Genomic DNA, 17,072 nt, shown 5'->3' with positions numbered 1-17,072 from the left:
GCTCAGCGTGCGGCGTGCCTGATGGTGGAACATGGGGATTCTGGAGAGCAGAATCAGAGGTCGCCATGGACAAGCCGCTCAAGACGCCGCCGCCCTATCCCATCGCCAGCGTGGACCACGCCCTGCGCGCGGCGGCCATCCTGCAGTTGGAGGGCGGGGCGACCGTGGCGCAGCTCGCGGAGCGCCTGAAGGTCGCCAGGTCGACGGCCCATCGGATCCTGGCGATGCTCGTGTACCGGGACTTCGCCGTGCGCGGCGAGGACCACGTCTACCGCGCGGGCCCGGTGCTGGAGCTGGCCGCCCACTCGCAGTCCCTCGTATCGCAGTTGCGCGTGGCGGGCCTTCCCCACCTGCGGCGTCTCGTGGACCTGCTCGACGAGACGGCGAACCTGATCGTGCGCACCGGGGACACGGTGCGGTTCGTCGCCAGCGTCGAGTCCCGGCAGGCGCTGCGCGTCGGCTCCCGGGAGGGCATGGTCTTCCCCGCCCACCGCACCACGGCGGGGCTCCTGCTCCTGAGCGACTTGACCGCCGAGGAACTGGAGGAGGTCTACGCCCCCGAGCGCTACCGCGACCGCCCCTCCGACCGCCCCGACCTCGCCCGGCTGCGGACGGAGCTGAGGCGCCTGCGCGGCAGCGGCTTCGCCGTCAACCGGGAGCGGTCCGAGCGCGGTCTCGTCGCCGTCGGCGTGCCGGTGCGCGGCCCGGACGGCGCCGCGCTGGCCGGTCTCTCCGTGTCCCTGCCCAGCGTGCGCTACGACCCGCACCGCCTGCGGTCCCTGGTCGCCACGCTGGAGGCGGCGGCGCACTCCGTCGAGCGGGAACTGGCCGCTCAGCCGTAGCCCTCGCGGCGGCTTCCCCTCAGCGGTCACCGCCGGGTCGGCTCGGCGGGCCTTGGCTGGGTGGCGCGCCCTCAGGAGCGGGGGCGCGCGGCGATGGACTCGCCCAGGGCCACGACCGCGTCGGTGAGCAGGTCAAGCGCCTCGGTCAGCGAGCGGGAGGGATCGGCCTGCCAGGCGACGAAGGCCCCGTCGAAGCCCGCGATGGCGAAGTAGTCGAGGCGGTCGGCCACACCCTGGGCGACCTCGGGGCCGTACGCGGCGAACGCGTCGGCGATCATGCGATTCATGTGCGCGCGGCCGTCGCGCCGTACGCGTTGGATGATCCGGTCGATCTCCGCGGCCTCGGCCGCCTCCCCCGCCTCGGCGTTCATCACCAGGATCAGGTGCAGGCGCAGGAAGTCCGGGTGGGCGAGGAAGGTCTCCCCGGTGCGCCGGAGGTACCAGCCCAGGCGCTCCCGTGTGCCGCCCTCGCGCGGGGGGCCGGACCCCGTCCCGGCCAGGTCCTCGAAGAACGCGTAGGCACCGCGCTCCATCACCGCGGAGAGCAGCCCGCCCTTGGAGCGGAAGTGGTGGTAGACCGCGCTCTTGGGCAGCCCCGACGCGCGGCTGAGCTCCGACAGCGTGGTGGCCGCGAATCCCCGCTCGGCCATCAGACGCGACGCGACGTCAAGGATCTCCTCGCGGGAGCGCCGCCCCTGCGGTTGCCGGTGTTGTCGCGCATGGGTTCCACGCGCCGCAGCTTACCCGCGCCCATTCGGCCAGAGCTTAGGCGGCCCGGGCCGACGCGGGCCCTGATTCTGCTGTGCGGAATCCGCCCGACTCCCCCTTGACCGGCTTTTTTCAGCCGTGTGACAGTCGCCACTATTGGACTGAACGACCGGTCCAAAACTTTGGACGACCGGCAAGGAGGCCGCCATGTCCCAGGACTACGACGCGGATGTCGCCGTCATCGGCTACGGCCCTACGGGCGTCGTCGGTGCTCTCACCCTCGCCCGGCAGGGCGCGCGGGTGATCGCCTTCGAGCGGGACGAGGAGATCTACCCCCGGGCGCGGGCGGTCACGGTCAACGACTGGACCATGCGGATCTTCCAGGGCCTGGGCATCGGCGAGCGCGTCCAGAAGGTCATCGACCCGCAGCGGGCGCTGCGCTGGGTGACGTACGACGGACAGGAGGTGATGCGCATCCAGCACCCGCCGTCGACGCTCGGGGCGAAGGCGCGCTTCTACAACATCTACCAGCCGGTCATGGAGGCCGAGCTGCGGGCGTGCGCGAGGGACAGCGGGGGCCTGATCTCGGTGCGCTACGGCGCCGAGGTCACCGACGTCGAGCAGGACGCCACCGGAGTCACCGTCACCACCCACACGGCCACCGGCGAGGTGCGCCGCTACCGGACCCGGTACGCGATCGCCGCGGACGGCGGCAGCAGCGGGACCCGGCAGCGGCTGGGCATCGACCTGCTCGGCGACACCAGCGAGGTCACCTGGGTGGTCATCGACTGCCGGGTCAAGCGCTGGTGGCCCGACCGCGACGTCCTCACCTTCTGGACGGACAAGGAGCGCCCGGTCGTGGACATCGCCCTGTCGGCGGGCAATCACCGCTGGGAGATCCCGCTCAAGCCGCACGAGTCCGAGGCCGACTTCCCCACGAGCGCCGCGGTGTGGCCCCTGCTCAGGGCGCTGGGGGTGAGCGAGGACGACGTGGAGATCCACCAGCACGCCTTCTACCGGCACCATGTGCGGATGGCACGGACCTGGCGCGCGGGCCGGGTCTTCCTGGCGGGCGACGCCGCGCACCTGATGCCGCCCTGGGCGGGCGCCGGGATGCAGACCGGGATGCGCGACGCGCACGACCTGGGCTGGAAACTCGGCCGGGTGCTGGCCGGACGGCTGCCCGAGTCCTGGCTCGACGCCTACGAGGCCGAGCGCCGCCCGAACGCCGCGTTCTACACCGATCTCGCGGTGCGGCTCGGCCGGGTGATCAGACAGGAGGTCTCCGACGAGGAGCGGGCCGCTCTGTCCGCGCCGCCGTCCGAGGGGCTCGTCTCCCCCTTCGAGCCACCGCTGATCGCGCCGCCGGTGCTGGCGGCCGGATGGCTGCGCGGCCCGCTCGGCGACGCCAGCATCGTCGGCCGAATGGTGCCGCAGCCCGTGGTCGGCGACACCGTCGGCCGGATGGCGCCGCTGGACGAACTGCTCGGCGACGCCTTCGTACTGCTGGGCGACGACGTCGACCCCTCGACGCTGTTGACCGAGGAGGAGCGTCGGCAGTGGGACGCGCTCGGCGCCCGCTACCGCGCGGTCCGCCCGCGCAGCGCCCACACCCAGGGGCCCGACGAACTCGTCGACCTGGACGGGGTGTTGCGCGCCTGGCTGCGCCGGTACGGCGTGCGCGCCGTCGCCCTGCGCCCCGACCGCTTCGTGGCCGCCGCCGACACCAGCGGCCTCGCCGTCCCCGCCTGACCGCCGGGCTCCCCGTCTTCGGGCCCCCTTCGCGCCTTCAAGCCTTCGAGCCCCCTTCGGGCCACTTCGAGCCACTTCGAGTCACCTTCGAGGAGAGACCTTCCATGAGCGGAGTCAAGGAACTCGCGTACGTCGTCTACGAGGTCGGCGATCTCGCCGACTGGGAGCGCTTCGCCGTCGAGCTGCTGGGCATGCGGCTCGGCGAGCGCGGCGAGGACCGCCTCACCCTGCGCCTGGACGACAAGGCGCACCGCTGGATCGTCACCCGGGGACCGGCCGATGACCTGGTCTGCAGCGGGTACGAGGTCGAGGGCGACGCCGAACTCGACGCGCTGGTCGCGCGGTTGCGGGCCGCGGGCCTCCAGGTCGAGGAGGGGGACGCGGCGCTCGCCGCGGACCGCCGGGTGGAGCGAGTCTTCGCCACCACCGACCCCATGGGCAACCGCGTCGAACTGGTCACCGGCCTGGCCGACGCCGCCACCCCGTTCGCCTCCGAGTCGCTGCTCGGCGCGTTCGTCACCGGGGCCGGGGGCGCCGGGCACCAGGTGCTGCTGGCCCACGGGACGAGCCGTGAGGAGTACCTCGGCTTCTACCGCGACCTGCTCGGCTTCAAGGTCAGCGACATCATCGTCGAGGAGCTGTCCCCGGCGTCGTCGCCGACCTGATCTTCCTGCACTGCAACGGCCGCCACCACAGCGTCGCCTTCGGCGACATGCCCTCCCCCAAGCGCACCCACCACTTCATGGTCGAGGTCACCGACATCCGGGACGTGGGCCGGGCCTACGACCGCTGCATGGACGCCAAGCAGCCCTTCGAGATGACGCTGGGGATGCACCCCAACGACGAGATGTTCAGCTTCTACGTCTTCACCCCCTCCGGCTTCTCCGTCGAGTACGGCTGGGGCGGGCTCGTCATCGACGACGCCACCTGGCAGGTGCGCACCCTGCGGCAGCTGCACAGCTGGGGCCACCGCCCGCCGGGCGCGGTCGCCGACCTGCTGGCCGCGGCGCCGTCCCCGCTGGAGACCCGGGCAGCCGAAGGAGGAGAGCGCTGATGGCACTCGACAAGGAGCGGATCGCGCGTACGGTCGACACCCGCAACTGGTCGCTGCGCTACTACGAGGCCGGATCCGGCCACCCGCTGGTGCTGCTGCACGGCAGCGGCCCGGGAGCGACCGGCTGGAGCAACTTCAGCGGCAACATCGAGGCCCTCGCCGAGCACTTCCACGTGTACGCCGTCGACATGCCCGGCTGGGGCGACTCCGACCCGGCCACGGTCGACCGGCTGGACCACGTCGACGCCGCGGTCCAGTTCCTCGACGCGCTGGACATCCCCCGGGCCGCGTTCGTGGGCAACTCCATGGGCGGCCAGACCTCGCTGCGCCTTGCCACCGAACACCCCGGCCGGATCAGCCACCTGGTCACCATGGGGCCGCCGGTGGGGCGGATGCCGAGCCTGTTCGGGGCCGGTGACGGGCCGTCGGAGGGGCTGAAGGTCCTCATCGAGGCCTACCGGGACCCGAGCCCGCGGAACATGCGCCGACTGGTCGAGATCATGTGCTACGACACGGCGCGCTTCGCGACGCCCGACCTGTGCGAGGCCCGTTCGCGGGCGGCCCTCGCCCGGCCCGAGCACCTGGCGAACTACGTGGCGGGGCTGCCGCACGGGGCGCCGCTGCCGCGCTGGGTGGACCCCGCAAGGCTGCGCGACATCGCGGTGCCCACCCTGCTCATCCACGGCCGCGACGACCGGGTGGTGTCCTTCGAGAGCTCCCTGTTCCTGCTGGCGCACATCCCCGACTCCCGCCTGGTCCTCCTCAACCGCTGCGGGCACTGGGCGATGATCGAGCACGCCGAGGAGTTCAACCGGCTGGTCATCGACTTCGTCCGGGGCAACCCCGACGCTCACCCGGGGAAGCCCGGCGATGAGTGACAGCGGGCGGGTGCGGCAGGCGGCCACCACCTCGGACGCGTCCCCGGCGGCCGACGCCCAGCGGGTGCCGCGGCAGGTCGCCGCCGCGGCCGACCGGCTGCTGGGGGCCGCCGCCACCCGCGTTCCGTGCGCGCCGGTGCGGGACCTGATCGGCACCACCGACACCCGGGCCGCGTACGCCGTGCAGCAGCGGGTCACGGCGGCGCGCCTGGCCCGCGGCGCCCGCGTCGTCGGCCGCAAGATCGGGCTGACCTCACCCGCCGTGCAGCGCCAACTCGGCGTGGAACAACCGGACTTCGGGGTGCTGCTGGACGACATGGGACACGCGGACGGCGCCACCGTGCCGTACGCCCGCGTGCTCCAGCCCCGCGTTGAGGCCGAGATCGCGTTCGTGCTCGGCGCGGACCTGGCCGAGGGCCCGCTGGACCTGCCCCGGGTGCGGGCGGCGGTCGATCACGCCGTGGCCGCCCTGGAGATCTGCGGCAGCCGGATCGCGGACTGGGACATCACGCTGTCCGACACGGTCGCCGACAACGCCTCCGCGGGCGCCTTCGTCCTCGGCCGGGAACACCGCACCCTCGCCGCGTTCGAACCGCGGACGGCCGCGATGGAGATGTCCGTCGACGGCCGGAGGGTGTCCGAGGGCACCGGCGCGGACTGCCTGGGCGACCCGCTCGCCGCGGTGCTCTGGCTGGCCCGCACCGCACGCGACACGGGCGATCCGCTGCGGGCCGGGCAGGTGGTGCTGTCCGGCGCGCTCGGGCCGATGCACCCGCTCACACCAGGCTCACGGGTCACCGCGGTGATCAGCGGCCTGGGCACGGTCACCACCGCCATCGGAGAGGGAACGGCATGACAACGCGCGCAGACGGTGCGCCCCGCACCAAGGTCGCCATCATCGGCTCGGGCAACATCGGCACCGACCTCATGGTCAAGGTGCTGCGCACCGCGGAACACCTGGAGATGGGCGCCCTGGTCGGCATCGATCCCGCGTCCGACGGCCTGGCCCGCGCCGGGCGCCTGGGCGTGACCACCACGCACGAGGGCGTGGACGGACTGATCGCCCTGCCCGGCTTCGACGAGATCGGCATCGTCTTCGACGCCACCTCGGCCGGGGCCCACCGGGCCAGCGCGGCGAAGCTGACACCGCTGGGCAAGCGGCTGATCGACCTGACCCCGGCGGCGATCGGCCCGTACGTCGTCCCGGCGGTCAACCTGGAGGAGCACCTGGAAGCGCCGAACGTGAACATGGTCACCTGCGGCGGCCAGGCCACCATCCCGGTGGTGGCCGCGATCTCCCGGGTGGTCCCGGTCCGCTACGCGGAGATCGTCGCGTCGATCGCCTCCAAGTCGGCGGGCCCGGGCACCCGCGCCAACATCGACGAGTTCACCGAGACCACGTCCCGTGCGCTGGTCGACGTGGGCGGTGCGGACCGCGGCAAGGCGATCATCGTCCTCAACCCGGCGGAGCCACCGCTGATCATGCGGGACACCGTGCTCTGCCTGGTGACGGCCCCCGACCCCGCCCGGCACGCCGAGATCCACGAGAGCGTCGCCGCGATGGTGGCCGAGGTCGCGGCCTACGTCCCCGGCTACCGGCTCAAGCAGCGGGTCCAGATCGCCCCGGTCCCCGATGACCAGCCGGTGCGGACCCTGCTGCCCGAGGCCACGGCCGACCGGCCGACCCACCAGGTGTCCGTGTTCCTGGAGGTCGAGGGCGCGGCCCACTACCTGCCCGCCTACGCGGGCAACCTCGACATCATGACCTCGGCCGCGCTCAGAGTGGCCGAGCGGATCGCGGCCCGCGCGGCCGGTACCTGTGAGGTGACGGCATGAGCGGCGATATCTTCGTGCAGGACGTGACCCTGCGGGACGGGATGCACGCCGTCCGGCACCGCATCACCCCGGCGGACGTGCGGCGGATCGTACGGGCGCTGGACGCCGCCGGTGTCGATGCCATCGAGGTCGCCCACGGCGACGGCCTCGCGGGCGGCTCGCTCACCTACGGCCCCGGCTCCCACACCGACTGGGCGTGGATCGAGGCGGCGGCCTCCGTGCTCGAACGGGCGCGGCTGACCACTCTGCTGCTGCCGGGCGTGGGCACTATCGGCGACCTGCGGACCGCCTACGACCTGGGGGTGCGCTCGGTCCGGGTGGCCACGCACTGCACCGAGGCGGACATCTCCGCGCAGCACATCGCCGCGGCCCGCGAACTGGGCATGGACGTGTCCGGCTTCCTGATGCTCTCCCACCGCGCCGAACCGGCCCAACTCGCCGAGCAGGCACGACTGATGGAGTCCTACGGCGCGCACTGCGTCTACGTCACCGACTCCGGGGGCCGACTGACCATGAACGGCGTCGCCGACCGGGTCCGGGCCTACCGCGACGTCCTGGACGACGCCACCGAGATCGGCATCCACGCCCACGAGAACCTGTCGCTGGCGGTGGCCAACAGCGTCGTCGCCGTGGAGCACGGGGTGCGCCGCGTCGACGCGTCCCTCGCGGGCCACGGCGCGGGCGCGGGCAACTGCCCCCTGGAGGCGTTCATCGCGGTGGCGGACCTCTCGGGCTTCCAGCACGGTTGCGACCTCTTCCAGTTGCAGGACGCCGCCGACGACCTGATCCGCCCGCTCCAGGACCGCCCGGTGCGCGTGGACCGCGAAACCCTCACGCTGGGCTACGCCGGGGTCTACTCCTCCTTCCTGCGCCACGCGGAGATCGCCTCCGACCGCTACGGCGTCGACGTCCGCGCCCTCCTGGTGGAGTGCGGCCGACGGGGCCTGGTCGGCGGCCAGGAGGACATGATCGTCGACGTGGCCCTCACGCTGGCCGAGGGCCACGCGGCCACACCGCCTCCCGCCGCCTCCGCCTGAACTCGCCCACCAGGCATACGCGGACGGGGCCGACGGCATCCCGCCCCTCGGGCAGCTCTCGGCCCCGTCAGCGCCTGCCGCCCCCCTCGGCACCCTCGTACGGCACCGGGCCCCGGTGCGCGCCGTCCGTCTCCGCCGAGAGGGCCAGTTCACCTATCAGGGTCTTCCTCACCGCGACGCCAGGCACCCCACACCAGAGCCATGTATGTTGATAGATGGCTTCAAACCTCCGCAAGTCGGACTTCCTCTGATCTTCCGTACGTCGGACTTCCTCGAACCGGCGCAGCAGATCCCCTCGCGGGCAGATCCCCTCGCGCGCTGACCTCTTCGCGCGCGGATCTCCCCGTGGGACGAAGGTGTGGTGGACGTGAGCGACGAGTTCGTGGGCCCGCCGGGCGGGTCGCGGTTCCGTGATGTCTTCCGGACCCGCCTGCGCCGCCCCGAGCCCCCACTGGTGCCGCCGCGCCCGCTGATCGTGCCGAGGAACCCGCTCCCCATCTGGGCCGGACCCAGGATCAAGAGAGGGGACTGGGATCCGGACCTCCAGTTCGAACCGTTCCCGTATGTGCGCCGGGCCGACCTGACGGTGCCGGTCGCGCCGAACGCGAACCCCACCGACACCGACATCTTCGAGAGCGCCGACGCCTCGACCAGGTGGGCCCTGCCCCGCTACATGCTCGTCTACGACCGCGTCGGCGGGGTCGAGGAGCCCCGGATCACCATCACCGACCGCGACGGCGTGGACACCCTGCTGGTGACGCTGATGACCACGCCTTCGCCCGTCGCGGGACCCGGCGTCGGCGCGCTGCCGCACTCCATCGTCGTCGCCTTCACCTACCGCCTGCCGGTGACCGGGGGCGGCGGCGAGATGACGCACGAGCTGGAGTTCACCAAGGTCACCTGGGACGGCCCGGCCGTGGTCGCCGAGATGCCCCTCAGCGCGCCGGGGCTGCGCGAACAGCTCCTGGCCGCCATGTCGTCGCGGCAGTCCAACGTGAACCTGGTGGTCATCCGCAGGATCGCCGTCGGCGTGCCCACCGACTACCGGGACGAGCACGCCGCCGAGTACTACTACCTGGAGCAGGTCCTGCGGCTCGACTGGACCTCGCCGCCGATCCCCCTGGTGCTCTCCGCCGCCCAGTTGGAGCGGCTCGGCGGCGCGGCGGGCCCGGTCTCCCCGATGCGGCGGCTGCGGATCTCCTTCAACGGCCGCGGACACCCGTACTGGCAGGACCCGGTCCGCCCCGAGCAGTTCTTCTTCGTGCCCGACCGCTTCCTGCTGGCCCGGACCCCCACCGGGCCCGCCCTGCGGGTGCGGGCCGCCGACGCCGAGAGCGAGGCGGACATCCGGATCACGGCGGAGTTCTTCGCCCGCGCCGTGACCGACCCGCGTCGGCTGGAACAGGCACGACCGGCCCTGGAGGAACGCGCCAGGACCGACGGGGCGACCGCGCCGGTCCGGCTGGAGGTGCTGTCGGAGGCACAGCCGGTCCTCCGGCTCGCCCTGCCCGAAGGCGGCGCCGCGCCCTCGGCGCTCACCTACCGGCCCGGAGCGCTGATCGACCTGGAACTCGGCGTGACGCACGCCGAGACGCTGAAGTACGACGACTTCCGGCTCGTCTACGAAGCGCTGCTCGGCTCCTCGCTCAGTCTGCTGCGCGGCGAGGTGCGCATCGGCGCGGGCGGCGACCAGCCCGAGGACATTCCCCTGGAGCTGCGTCTGGAGACGATGGTCGGCGACGCCCTCACCCTCACCCTGGGTGACGTGCGGCCGGACCGCATCACCGGCACCCTCGCCAACGGCACCGAGAGCCCGGCCCGGATCGACCGGCTCAGCGCGAGCGCCGTCATCGGTGAGCGAGAAGTCCCGCTGCGTATCGACGGGTTGGCGGGCGGGCGCAGGCTCGCCCCCGGCGAGCAGGCGGAGATCGCGCTGGTGCCCGGCGAGACGCTGCCCGCGGGCGGCCCCGACCGGCTCGTCCTCGACCAGAGCGGCGTGGTGACCGAACCCGACCGGCAGGCCGTGTGGGACCGGGTCTTCGACCGCACCGCCGACCCGCAGCTCACCCGCAGGATTCAAGTGGAGGCGGTGGCGTCGATGTTCACCGCCGCGGACCGGCCCGCGGACCGGGTGACCGCGTTCGTGGTGATCGTGGAGAACGGCGGCACGGTTCGGCTGACCGAGTCGGAGCTGTCCGCGGCGACCACCGTGCGCACGCCGATCCAACCGCTGCTGACCGGCGTGCCGGTGCCCCCGCTGCGCTACCGCACCGAGACCTGGTGGCAGAGCGGCGGCATCGGAGAGAGCCCCTGGCGGCAGACGTCGGCGACCATCCTCGTCCCCGTGCGGTCGGTGCCGACGCCATGACCGCCCTCACCGATCTGCCGGACCTCGGACGGCCGCTCGACGTCCTGCCGGGCGCCGCCTTCCAGGCACGAGACCGGCTCGGCCTCGGCGTGGTCCTGCCCCGCGCCCTCACCCTGGAGCCGCTGCCGGAGGGCGGTGTCGCCCTGCTGGTCACCCTCCTGCGCGAGGGCCCCGCGGTCGGCGGCCGGATCGAAGCCGGGTTCGCCGTCGAGGCCCCCCTGACCGAAGCCGGTGAGGCCGCCGCCACGAGCGCGACGCCCCTGCTGCTGTCAGCGGCCGAGCCGCTGCGCGGCGTCCTGGAGGTGACCGCCAGGTTCGGCTCCCCCGGCGCTGCGCTCGCCCCGCCCGTCACCCTGGGCCCGGACAGCCTGACCACGACGCGTGTCGTCGCCGAACTCCCCGCCGACTCCGCGGTGTTGGCCGCGCGCCTGGTGCGTGCGGGCACGGTGCCGGTGGACGCGGTGCTGCGGCTCACCTTCCGGGCCGTGGCGCCGACGCTGCCGCTGCGGGCCACCGTCGATCCGCGGGCACTGCTTGCCACGCTGGCACGGCGCTTCGGCCCGGCCGCCGCGGTCCCCTTCGACGCGCTCGCCACCGCCCTCGACGAGGCCGCGTTCGGTACCCCCTCGCAGCCGGACCGGGCCACCGCGCTCGCCCTGCGGCTGCGGCCCGCCGTGTCGCGGCCCGAGCCGGTCGCCGCGCCCCTGCACCGCCTCCTGGACCAGGTCCCGGCGGCGACGCTCACCGTGGACCTGGCCGAGCCCGCGGCGGTCGACGTGGACCGGGTCCTCGCCCTCGACCTGGACGCGGCGGCCCGCGCGCTGGCCGCCGGCGACGCCGGGCGGCACGTCCGCGAGGTCGACGCACCCCCGCTGCCCACCGGCCGGACCACGGTGACCCTCGCCGCCAACCTGCCCGCCCCGGTGGCGGGACTCGCCCTGCTCCTCGCCGACCTCCGGGTCCCGCCGACCGCAGCGCGACCGCAGGAGGTCACCGCGAGCGTGCCGCTGACCGCGCCCGGCGGCGTGGCGTCCACACGGATCACCCTCGCGCCCGGGGAGCGGCTCAGGGGTGAGGTGCGCCTGCGGGCCGTCCTCGACGGCACCGGCGAACTGGAGGGCCCCTGGCGGCCCGCGGACACCACCCTGCTGACGCTTACCCCCGACGCGTTCCCCGTCCCGCTGGCCGTGGTCCGCGCCACCCGCGCGCTCACCGCGCTGGCCGTCGCCGAGGTGCGCACGGCCGCTGGCGTCACCCTCGGGCGGGTGGACGCGGCGACCCCGGCGCTCGCCGTCCCGGTCACCGAAGCCGACCCCCCGGCGACGATCGCGGTCCGGCCGCTCGGCCCCGGCCTGCCGGTCGAGGTGCCGGTGGACCGGCGGCGGATCGAGCTGGACCCGGCCGCGCTCCCCGGCTTCGGCACCCATCTGGCCCGGCTGCGGCACGCGCCGGTGAGCGGCCCGCTGACCGTCCAGTGGCGACCGGAGGGCGACGAGGAGGCCGAGCCGCGGACCGTGCGCCTCGACGCCGACCGGCCCCAGGCGGACATCCGCTGGGTGGCGACCTCGCCGTTCCAGCCGGGCGTGGTCTGGCGGACCGGCTCCGGGGACTGGTCCGCCCCGGTGGCTCCCCGGGACTTCCTCGTCATCGACGTCGACCCGCCGGTCGTCGTGGACGGCGTCGAGCTGCGGCCCGACCCCGAGCGGCCGGGCAGCTGGACCTACGTACCGCCCGGGCCGTTCCTGGACAGCCCGGACGCCGTCAGTCTCCTCGACGCGGGCCCGGTGGCCTTCCTTCAGCTCACCAGCCGCATCGACCTGCCGGACGGGCGGCGGGACGCGGTCCGGCGCGGCCTCGGGCCCGGCGCCGACATCCACCCGGCCCAGGTGCGGGTCACCCGGGTCGCCGTCGAGACGAAGTCACCGGACGGCGTCTGGGTGGCCGTCGCCGAAGGCACCAGCTCGGGCGTCCCGCCCTGGACCACCGCCCTGTCCGCGTCGCTCGACGGCGACCGCCGGGACGCGGCACGGGCCGCCCTGGGCGGGACGGCGGGGTGGATGGCGCTCGTCGCCGAACTGACCGTCGCCGGGCGGCCCGTGCGGCGGACCCGTGACATCGCCGAACTCATCGACACCCCCCACAGCTGAGGAGATCGACATGCTGCAGTTCCTCGGAGCCCTTGACCTCCCCGAGGCCACCGTCTACCTCGACGACACCGACGACACGCTGGGCTACGTCCTGCCGAAGAACGTGGTGCTGCGCAAGGACACGGGCGGCAAGGCGGTGTTCAAGTTCCTCAAGTACCGCACCACGAGACCGATGCCAGGCGGCGACGTCGGCGCCGGACTGGTCTTCATGGACGTCGAGCTGTCCCTCACGCCGGAGCAGACCCAGGCCGTCCGGGTGCGGTTCGCCCAGCACGTCACCGCGCGGCGCGGACCCGGCGCCCCACCGGTCCCGCCCGACCAGGTCACGCTCTCCAAACCCGCGGTGACCAAGGCGGACGTCGTGGTGGAGATCCTGGCGGGCAGCGGGGCGCTCGTACAGAAGGTCAACCACGCGGGGACGCCGTCGATGTACGGCAACAACGTCGTGGCGATCTCCGCCGAGCTGAGCCAGCTGGGTGTGCCCGTCTTCGAGGCGGCGATGAGCGGCCAGGGCGCCGGAGGCGTCCGCGTCGTGTACCACCTGCACTTCGCCGGGCGGATGCCGCCGATCACGGTGACCGGCACCTGGACCGCCCAGAAGTTCTACAGCTTCGTCCAGGACGTGGACTTCGAGGAGAACTTCTGGTCCGAGGACGACTTCAGCGAGACGGTGTCCGAGCTGTTCGTGAACTCCGAGTCCCGTCTCGTGCGCACCGACCCCGGCGCGCTGGAGACCAGCGACCCGGAGGTCGCCAAGATGGTGACCGCGCTGGAGGCCTCGGTCGGTCAGCAGCTCGACGACGCGGTGAAGCGGAACCTGCTGGAGACGATCCCGCCGGAGAACCGGGACTTCTCCAAGATCCGCGACGAGGACTTCGAGAACATCCACCGCTCGGTCACCACCAACAAGATCGCCGACGTGCGGATCGTGGTCAGCCGGAACCAGGTGTTCGGCATCGACGTGTATCCGCAGGGCAATATGCAGTCGCTGCCCAGCCAGGGCTACGACTGGTCGCAGTACCGGCAGGAGGTGGACACCGACGACCCGTTCTTCCGCCAGCTCAACCTGAACATCCTGGTCAACGCCGACTTCGCGGAGCTGCCGATCTTCAGCGTCGACGTGAAGATCGACTACCCGCCGCACACCGCGCGGCACGGCGTCCAGACGTTCACGTTCCGGAGCCCCGAGGACGTGGGCAAGTTCACGGCGTTCATCGACGGCGGATCGTCCGAGTTCCGGTACCAGTACGTGGTCAACTACGTCGGCGAGAGCCGCACGTTCACCTCCCCCTGGATCACCGACACCACCACCGACCTGATCATCAACATCGACGAACTGGGGCTCTGGCTGGTCGACGTCGAACTCGGCGACATGAACTTCGACCAGGTCAAGCGGGCCGTACTGACCCTGGAGCACCCGGCGGTGAACGGCACGCCGCTGGTCCAGCGGTTCCAGATCGACGCGCAGACGACCAAGCTCGCCGTCAAGGAGGTGCTGCTCGAACCCGTCCAGCCGTACGGCGGATCGGTGAAGTACTTCATGCAGGACGGCCGCGAGTTCGTCAGGACCCTCAGCGGCCTGACCGGCCAGCGCTTCTACGTGGACGACCCGTTCTCCGCCAACCGGACCGTCCAGGTGCGCACCCGCGGCGACTTCGAGCGGTCGGTGGACACCATCTTCCTCGACCTGTCCTACGACGACGAGGTCAACGGCTACCGGCAGACCGAGTCGGTCGCGCTGTCCAAGGACAAGCGGTTCCTGGACTGGCGGTTCCCGGTGATCGACGAGCGGGGCGGGAAGGTCACCTGGCGGACCGTCACCACGTTCCGCGACGGCAGCGACAAGGACTCCGGCGAGCAGACCCTCACCGGTTCCCTGCTGCTCGTGGGCCCCGCGTCGGACACCCTGACGGTCACCGTGGTGCCCGACCTCGTCGACTGGACGGCCGTCAAGTTGGCGAAGGTGACGCTCCACTACACGGACCCCGCCAACCAGATCGACGACACGCAGACCTTCGTCTTCCGCAAAGGCGACGCGGAGAGGACGTATGAACGGGTCGTCCTGGACCGGACGCGGAAGCAGTACGACTGGCAGGCCGACCTCTTCCCGCTCGACGGCGGCGCCCCGCACCACAGCCAGGGCACCGGTACCGACGAGGTCCTCATCCTCGAGAACCCCACGTGAGAGGGCCGCGGCCATGCTCCAGGAGAAGCCCCCGTACTACCGGATCGACGACACACTGATCCTCGGTGACCACGCCGACCCCCGGCAGTTCTACTGCATGCCGCTGGCGCCGCGCTTCGTGACCCGCGTGGACGGCGCCGTCGAGGTGCCGTCGTTCCAGCTGGTCAAGTTCCGCTCGGAGACCTTCAGCGGCGGCTTCGCCGACTTCGATGTGCATCTGGGCCTGACCCCGGCCGAACTGGCCGACGTGACGGCCGCGTTGAAGAGCCTCGCCGGTCTGTCGGCGACCCCGCTGGTGTCACCGCTGCCGGTCATCGACGGATCGGTGTCGCTGATGCTGTTCGGCCACGACGACGCGGGCGGCGGCGAGGCGGACGGCGACCCGGTCTTCGTACGCACCGCCCGGCACGCCGCCAAGCCCTCGCTGTACGGGGACAACAGGGCGGCGTTCTCCGTCGAGCTGGACGAGCGCGGCACCACCGTCCTGGACCGGGCCATGCGCGGTGAGCTGTCCCCCATCGGGGTCGTGTACAGCCTCGACTACCTGGCGCTGCGCCCGGCCTACCACGTCAAGCTCGCCATCGACTGGGACCGGGTGCAGGACATCCTGGACACGTCGTTCGGTCACGAGGGCCTGTTCGACTCCGTGCGGATCCAGGACGTGATGGAGCGCCTGGAGGAGGAGCGCGCGATCGTCTACGAGGTCGACACGTTCGTACCGGAGGACGACGAGACCGGCACGTTCGCGCAGCGCCGCGACGCGGCCGCCGCCCGCGCCCGCGACATGATCACCGACGCGTTCTTCGAGAGTTCGCTCGCGCCGCTGCGCGAGGAGCCCGACGGGTGGGACCGGGCCCGCGAGGTGGTCGGCGCGTTCGCCCCGAGCAGGAGCACTCCGTCGGGCGCGTTCACCTACCGGCGCACGCACTACAGCCGAGTGGACCGCAAACGGCTCGACGTGGACCTGTCGGAGCGGACGACGGTGCGCCGCACCATCTATCCGCAGGGCCATCTCAGTGGTCTGTTCCGGGAGTTCGGCGCGGGGCTCGACCCGGACCGGCTGATCATCAGCGTCGACGCCGACGACCCCTGGTTCAAGCGGCGCCGCCTGAAGGTCGTCTCCCAGGCCGACTTCGTCCACGACCCCGTACGCTCCCTGACCGCGTCCGCGACGTACGGCGGCACCGTCAAGACGGTGCGCCTGGACGCCCAGCACACCGAGGGTGAGATGAGCTGGCCCTCCGCGCTGTCCGGCGGGGCGATGGTCCAGCCGGTGGACCTCACGTTCACCGTGGACCTGGTGCCCTCGGACGACGGGGAGCGGCCCGGCAGGCTGTCGTCGCAGCCGGTCCGGGTCCTTGGCGACACGGTGGCCATCGAGCCGCGGGACCTGTTCGCCCAGGAGCCCATCCCCCTGCTGACCCGGCCCGGCTTCCCCTTCGACCGGTACCCGTACGTCGACGTGCGGCTGCGCTACGACGACCCGGAGCACCGGATCCGGCAGGACGACGTGGTGCGGCTGAGCGCGCAGCGCCCGGACGCCACCTGGCACAGGTTCCTCGTGGGCGCGCCCGCGGGCCCGGTGCTCGCCGAGGTCACCTACCGGGGCGCGGACCAGCGTGACCACGTCCTGCCGTCGGCGCCGCTGGCCGCGCCCCAGCTGGACGTCGCCGACCCGTTCCCGGCGCGGCTGAGGGTGACGGTCGTGTCGGCCCTGGACTTCACCCAGGTGGAGCGGGCGTGGGTGGACTTCGCCTACGACGACGCGGCGCACGGCGTCCACGCCGAGGACACCGTGGAGATCGACGCGGACACCCCGGTCATCCGGCCGTTCGTCGTGGACCGGGTCGATCCGCGGGCCGCCCTGGTCCGGTACCGGATGACGCTGCTGATGCGTGACTCCACCGTGTTCGAGGGGCCGTGGTCGACGACGCTGCGGCCGCGCGTCTTCGTCCGTGCGGACCTGCGCGGCCATCGCGCGGTGACCCTGCGCTCGCCGGGCGACTTCGCCGCCAAGGGGCTGGAGCGCATCCGCGTCGAGGCGCGGGCGCAGGACCCGGTCGCCGGTCTCTCGTTCGCCGACGCCTTCGACTTCACCGGCCCCGGCTCCACCGGCGTGTTCGAGTTCGACTTCGTCGACCCGGCGCGGGACTCCTACGACCTGAAGGTCCGCAGGTTCTTCCGCAACGGTCTCTCCGAAGAGCAGGACTGGTCCCGTTTCGACGACGACGCGGTGACCGTCCCCGCGACCACCTGACCCGGGAG

General features: G+C 72.7%; 13 protein-coding genes. 12 read left to right on the top strand and 1 reads right to left on the bottom strand.

The features are described from left to right. Positions 1–65 precede the first annotated feature (65 nt). Entirely contained in the window at positions 66–842 is a 777-nt protein-coding gene (locus ACOBQU_RS38285) for an IclR family transcriptional regulator (protein WP_423633976.1), read from the top strand. 71 nt (positions 843–913) lie between these two features. Here the strand turns inward: ACOBQU_RS38285 and ACOBQU_RS38280 are convergent, their stop codons facing one another. Then, positions 914–1,516: a TetR/AcrR family transcriptional regulator gene (locus tag ACOBQU_RS38280; RefSeq protein WP_423634991.1), complete on the bottom strand. Its 603-nt coding sequence runs from the start codon at positions 1,514–1,516 to the stop codon at positions 914–916. A 241-nt stretch (positions 1,517–1,757) separates the two neighbouring features. Here ACOBQU_RS38280 and ACOBQU_RS38275 point away from each other — a divergent pair, with 241 nt between their 5' ends. The 11 genes from ACOBQU_RS38275 to ACOBQU_RS38225 all read left to right on the top strand — a co-directional run bounded on the left by ACOBQU_RS38275 (position 1,758) and on the right by ACOBQU_RS38225 (position 17,064). Continuing rightward, positions 1,758–3,302: an FAD-dependent monooxygenase gene (locus tag ACOBQU_RS38275; protein ID WP_423633974.1), complete on the top strand. Its 1,545-nt coding sequence runs from the start codon at positions 1,758–1,760 to the stop codon at positions 3,300–3,302. Between the two features lie 104 nt (positions 3,303–3,406). Then, complete coding sequence (locus ACOBQU_RS38270) at positions 3,407–3,967, top strand: VOC family protein (protein ID WP_423633972.1); 561 nt, start codon at positions 3,407–3,409, stop codon at positions 3,965–3,967. After that, positions 3,964–4,356, top strand: coding sequence for a VOC family protein (locus tag ACOBQU_RS38265; protein WP_423634989.1), 393 nt, complete (start codon positions 3,964–3,966; stop codon positions 4,354–4,356). The genes ACOBQU_RS38270 and ACOBQU_RS38265 overlap by 4 nt, the downstream gene beginning before the upstream one ends. After that, positions 4,356–5,234, top strand: a complete 879-nt coding sequence (locus ACOBQU_RS38260) for an alpha/beta fold hydrolase (RefSeq protein ID WP_423633971.1) — start codon at positions 4,356–4,358, stop codon at positions 5,232–5,234. The genes ACOBQU_RS38265 and ACOBQU_RS38260 overlap by 1 nt, the downstream gene beginning before the upstream one ends. After that, positions 5,227–6,090 carry a 2-keto-4-pentenoate hydratase gene (locus tag ACOBQU_RS38255; protein ID WP_423633969.1) on the top strand — a complete coding sequence of 288 codons (864 nt, stop codon included), beginning with the start codon at positions 5,227–5,229 and terminating at the stop codon, positions 6,088–6,090. Before ACOBQU_RS38260 ends, ACOBQU_RS38255 begins: the two co-directional genes overlap by 8 nt. After that, a complete protein-coding gene (locus ACOBQU_RS38250) occupies positions 6,087–7,070 on the top strand; it encodes an acetaldehyde dehydrogenase (acetylating) (protein WP_423633967.1) in 984 nt (327 codons plus the stop codon). The genes ACOBQU_RS38255 and ACOBQU_RS38250 overlap by 4 nt, the downstream gene beginning before the upstream one ends. After that, positions 7,067–8,107 carry a 4-hydroxy-2-oxovalerate aldolase gene (gene dmpG, locus ACOBQU_RS38245; RefSeq protein WP_423633965.1) on the top strand — a complete coding sequence of 347 codons (1,041 nt, stop codon included), beginning with the start codon at positions 7,067–7,069 and terminating at the stop codon, positions 8,105–8,107. The genes ACOBQU_RS38250 and dmpG overlap by 4 nt, the downstream gene beginning before the upstream one ends. 367 nt (positions 8,108–8,474) lie before the next feature. Further along, entirely contained in the window at positions 8,475–10,475 is a 2,001-nt protein-coding gene (locus ACOBQU_RS38240; protein ID WP_423633963.1) for a hypothetical protein, read from the top strand. Beyond that, a complete protein-coding gene (locus ACOBQU_RS38235) occupies positions 10,472–12,622 on the top strand; it encodes a hypothetical protein (RefSeq protein ID WP_423633961.1) in 2,151 nt (716 codons plus the stop codon). The genes ACOBQU_RS38240 and ACOBQU_RS38235 overlap by 4 nt, the downstream gene beginning before the upstream one ends. 10 nt (positions 12,623–12,632) lie before the next feature. Then, positions 12,633–14,807, top strand: coding sequence for a hypothetical protein (locus ACOBQU_RS38230; RefSeq protein ID WP_423633959.1), 2,175 nt, complete (start codon positions 12,633–12,635; stop codon positions 14,805–14,807). A gap of 13 nt (positions 14,808–14,820) precedes the next feature. After that, positions 14,821–17,064, top strand: a complete 2,244-nt coding sequence (locus ACOBQU_RS38225; RefSeq protein WP_423633957.1) for a hypothetical protein — start codon at positions 14,821–14,823, stop codon at positions 17,062–17,064. The last annotated feature ends 8 nt before the right edge of the window (positions 17,065–17,072 follow it).

The sequence above is a fragment of the Streptomyces sp. G45 genome, from assembly GCF_049542095.1.
GTDB lineage: Bacteria > Actinomycetota > Actinomycetes > Streptomycetales > Streptomycetaceae > Streptomyces.
The sequence above is the reverse complement of the archived record's forward strand: the minus strand, read 5'-3'. Positions and strand labels throughout refer to the sequence as shown.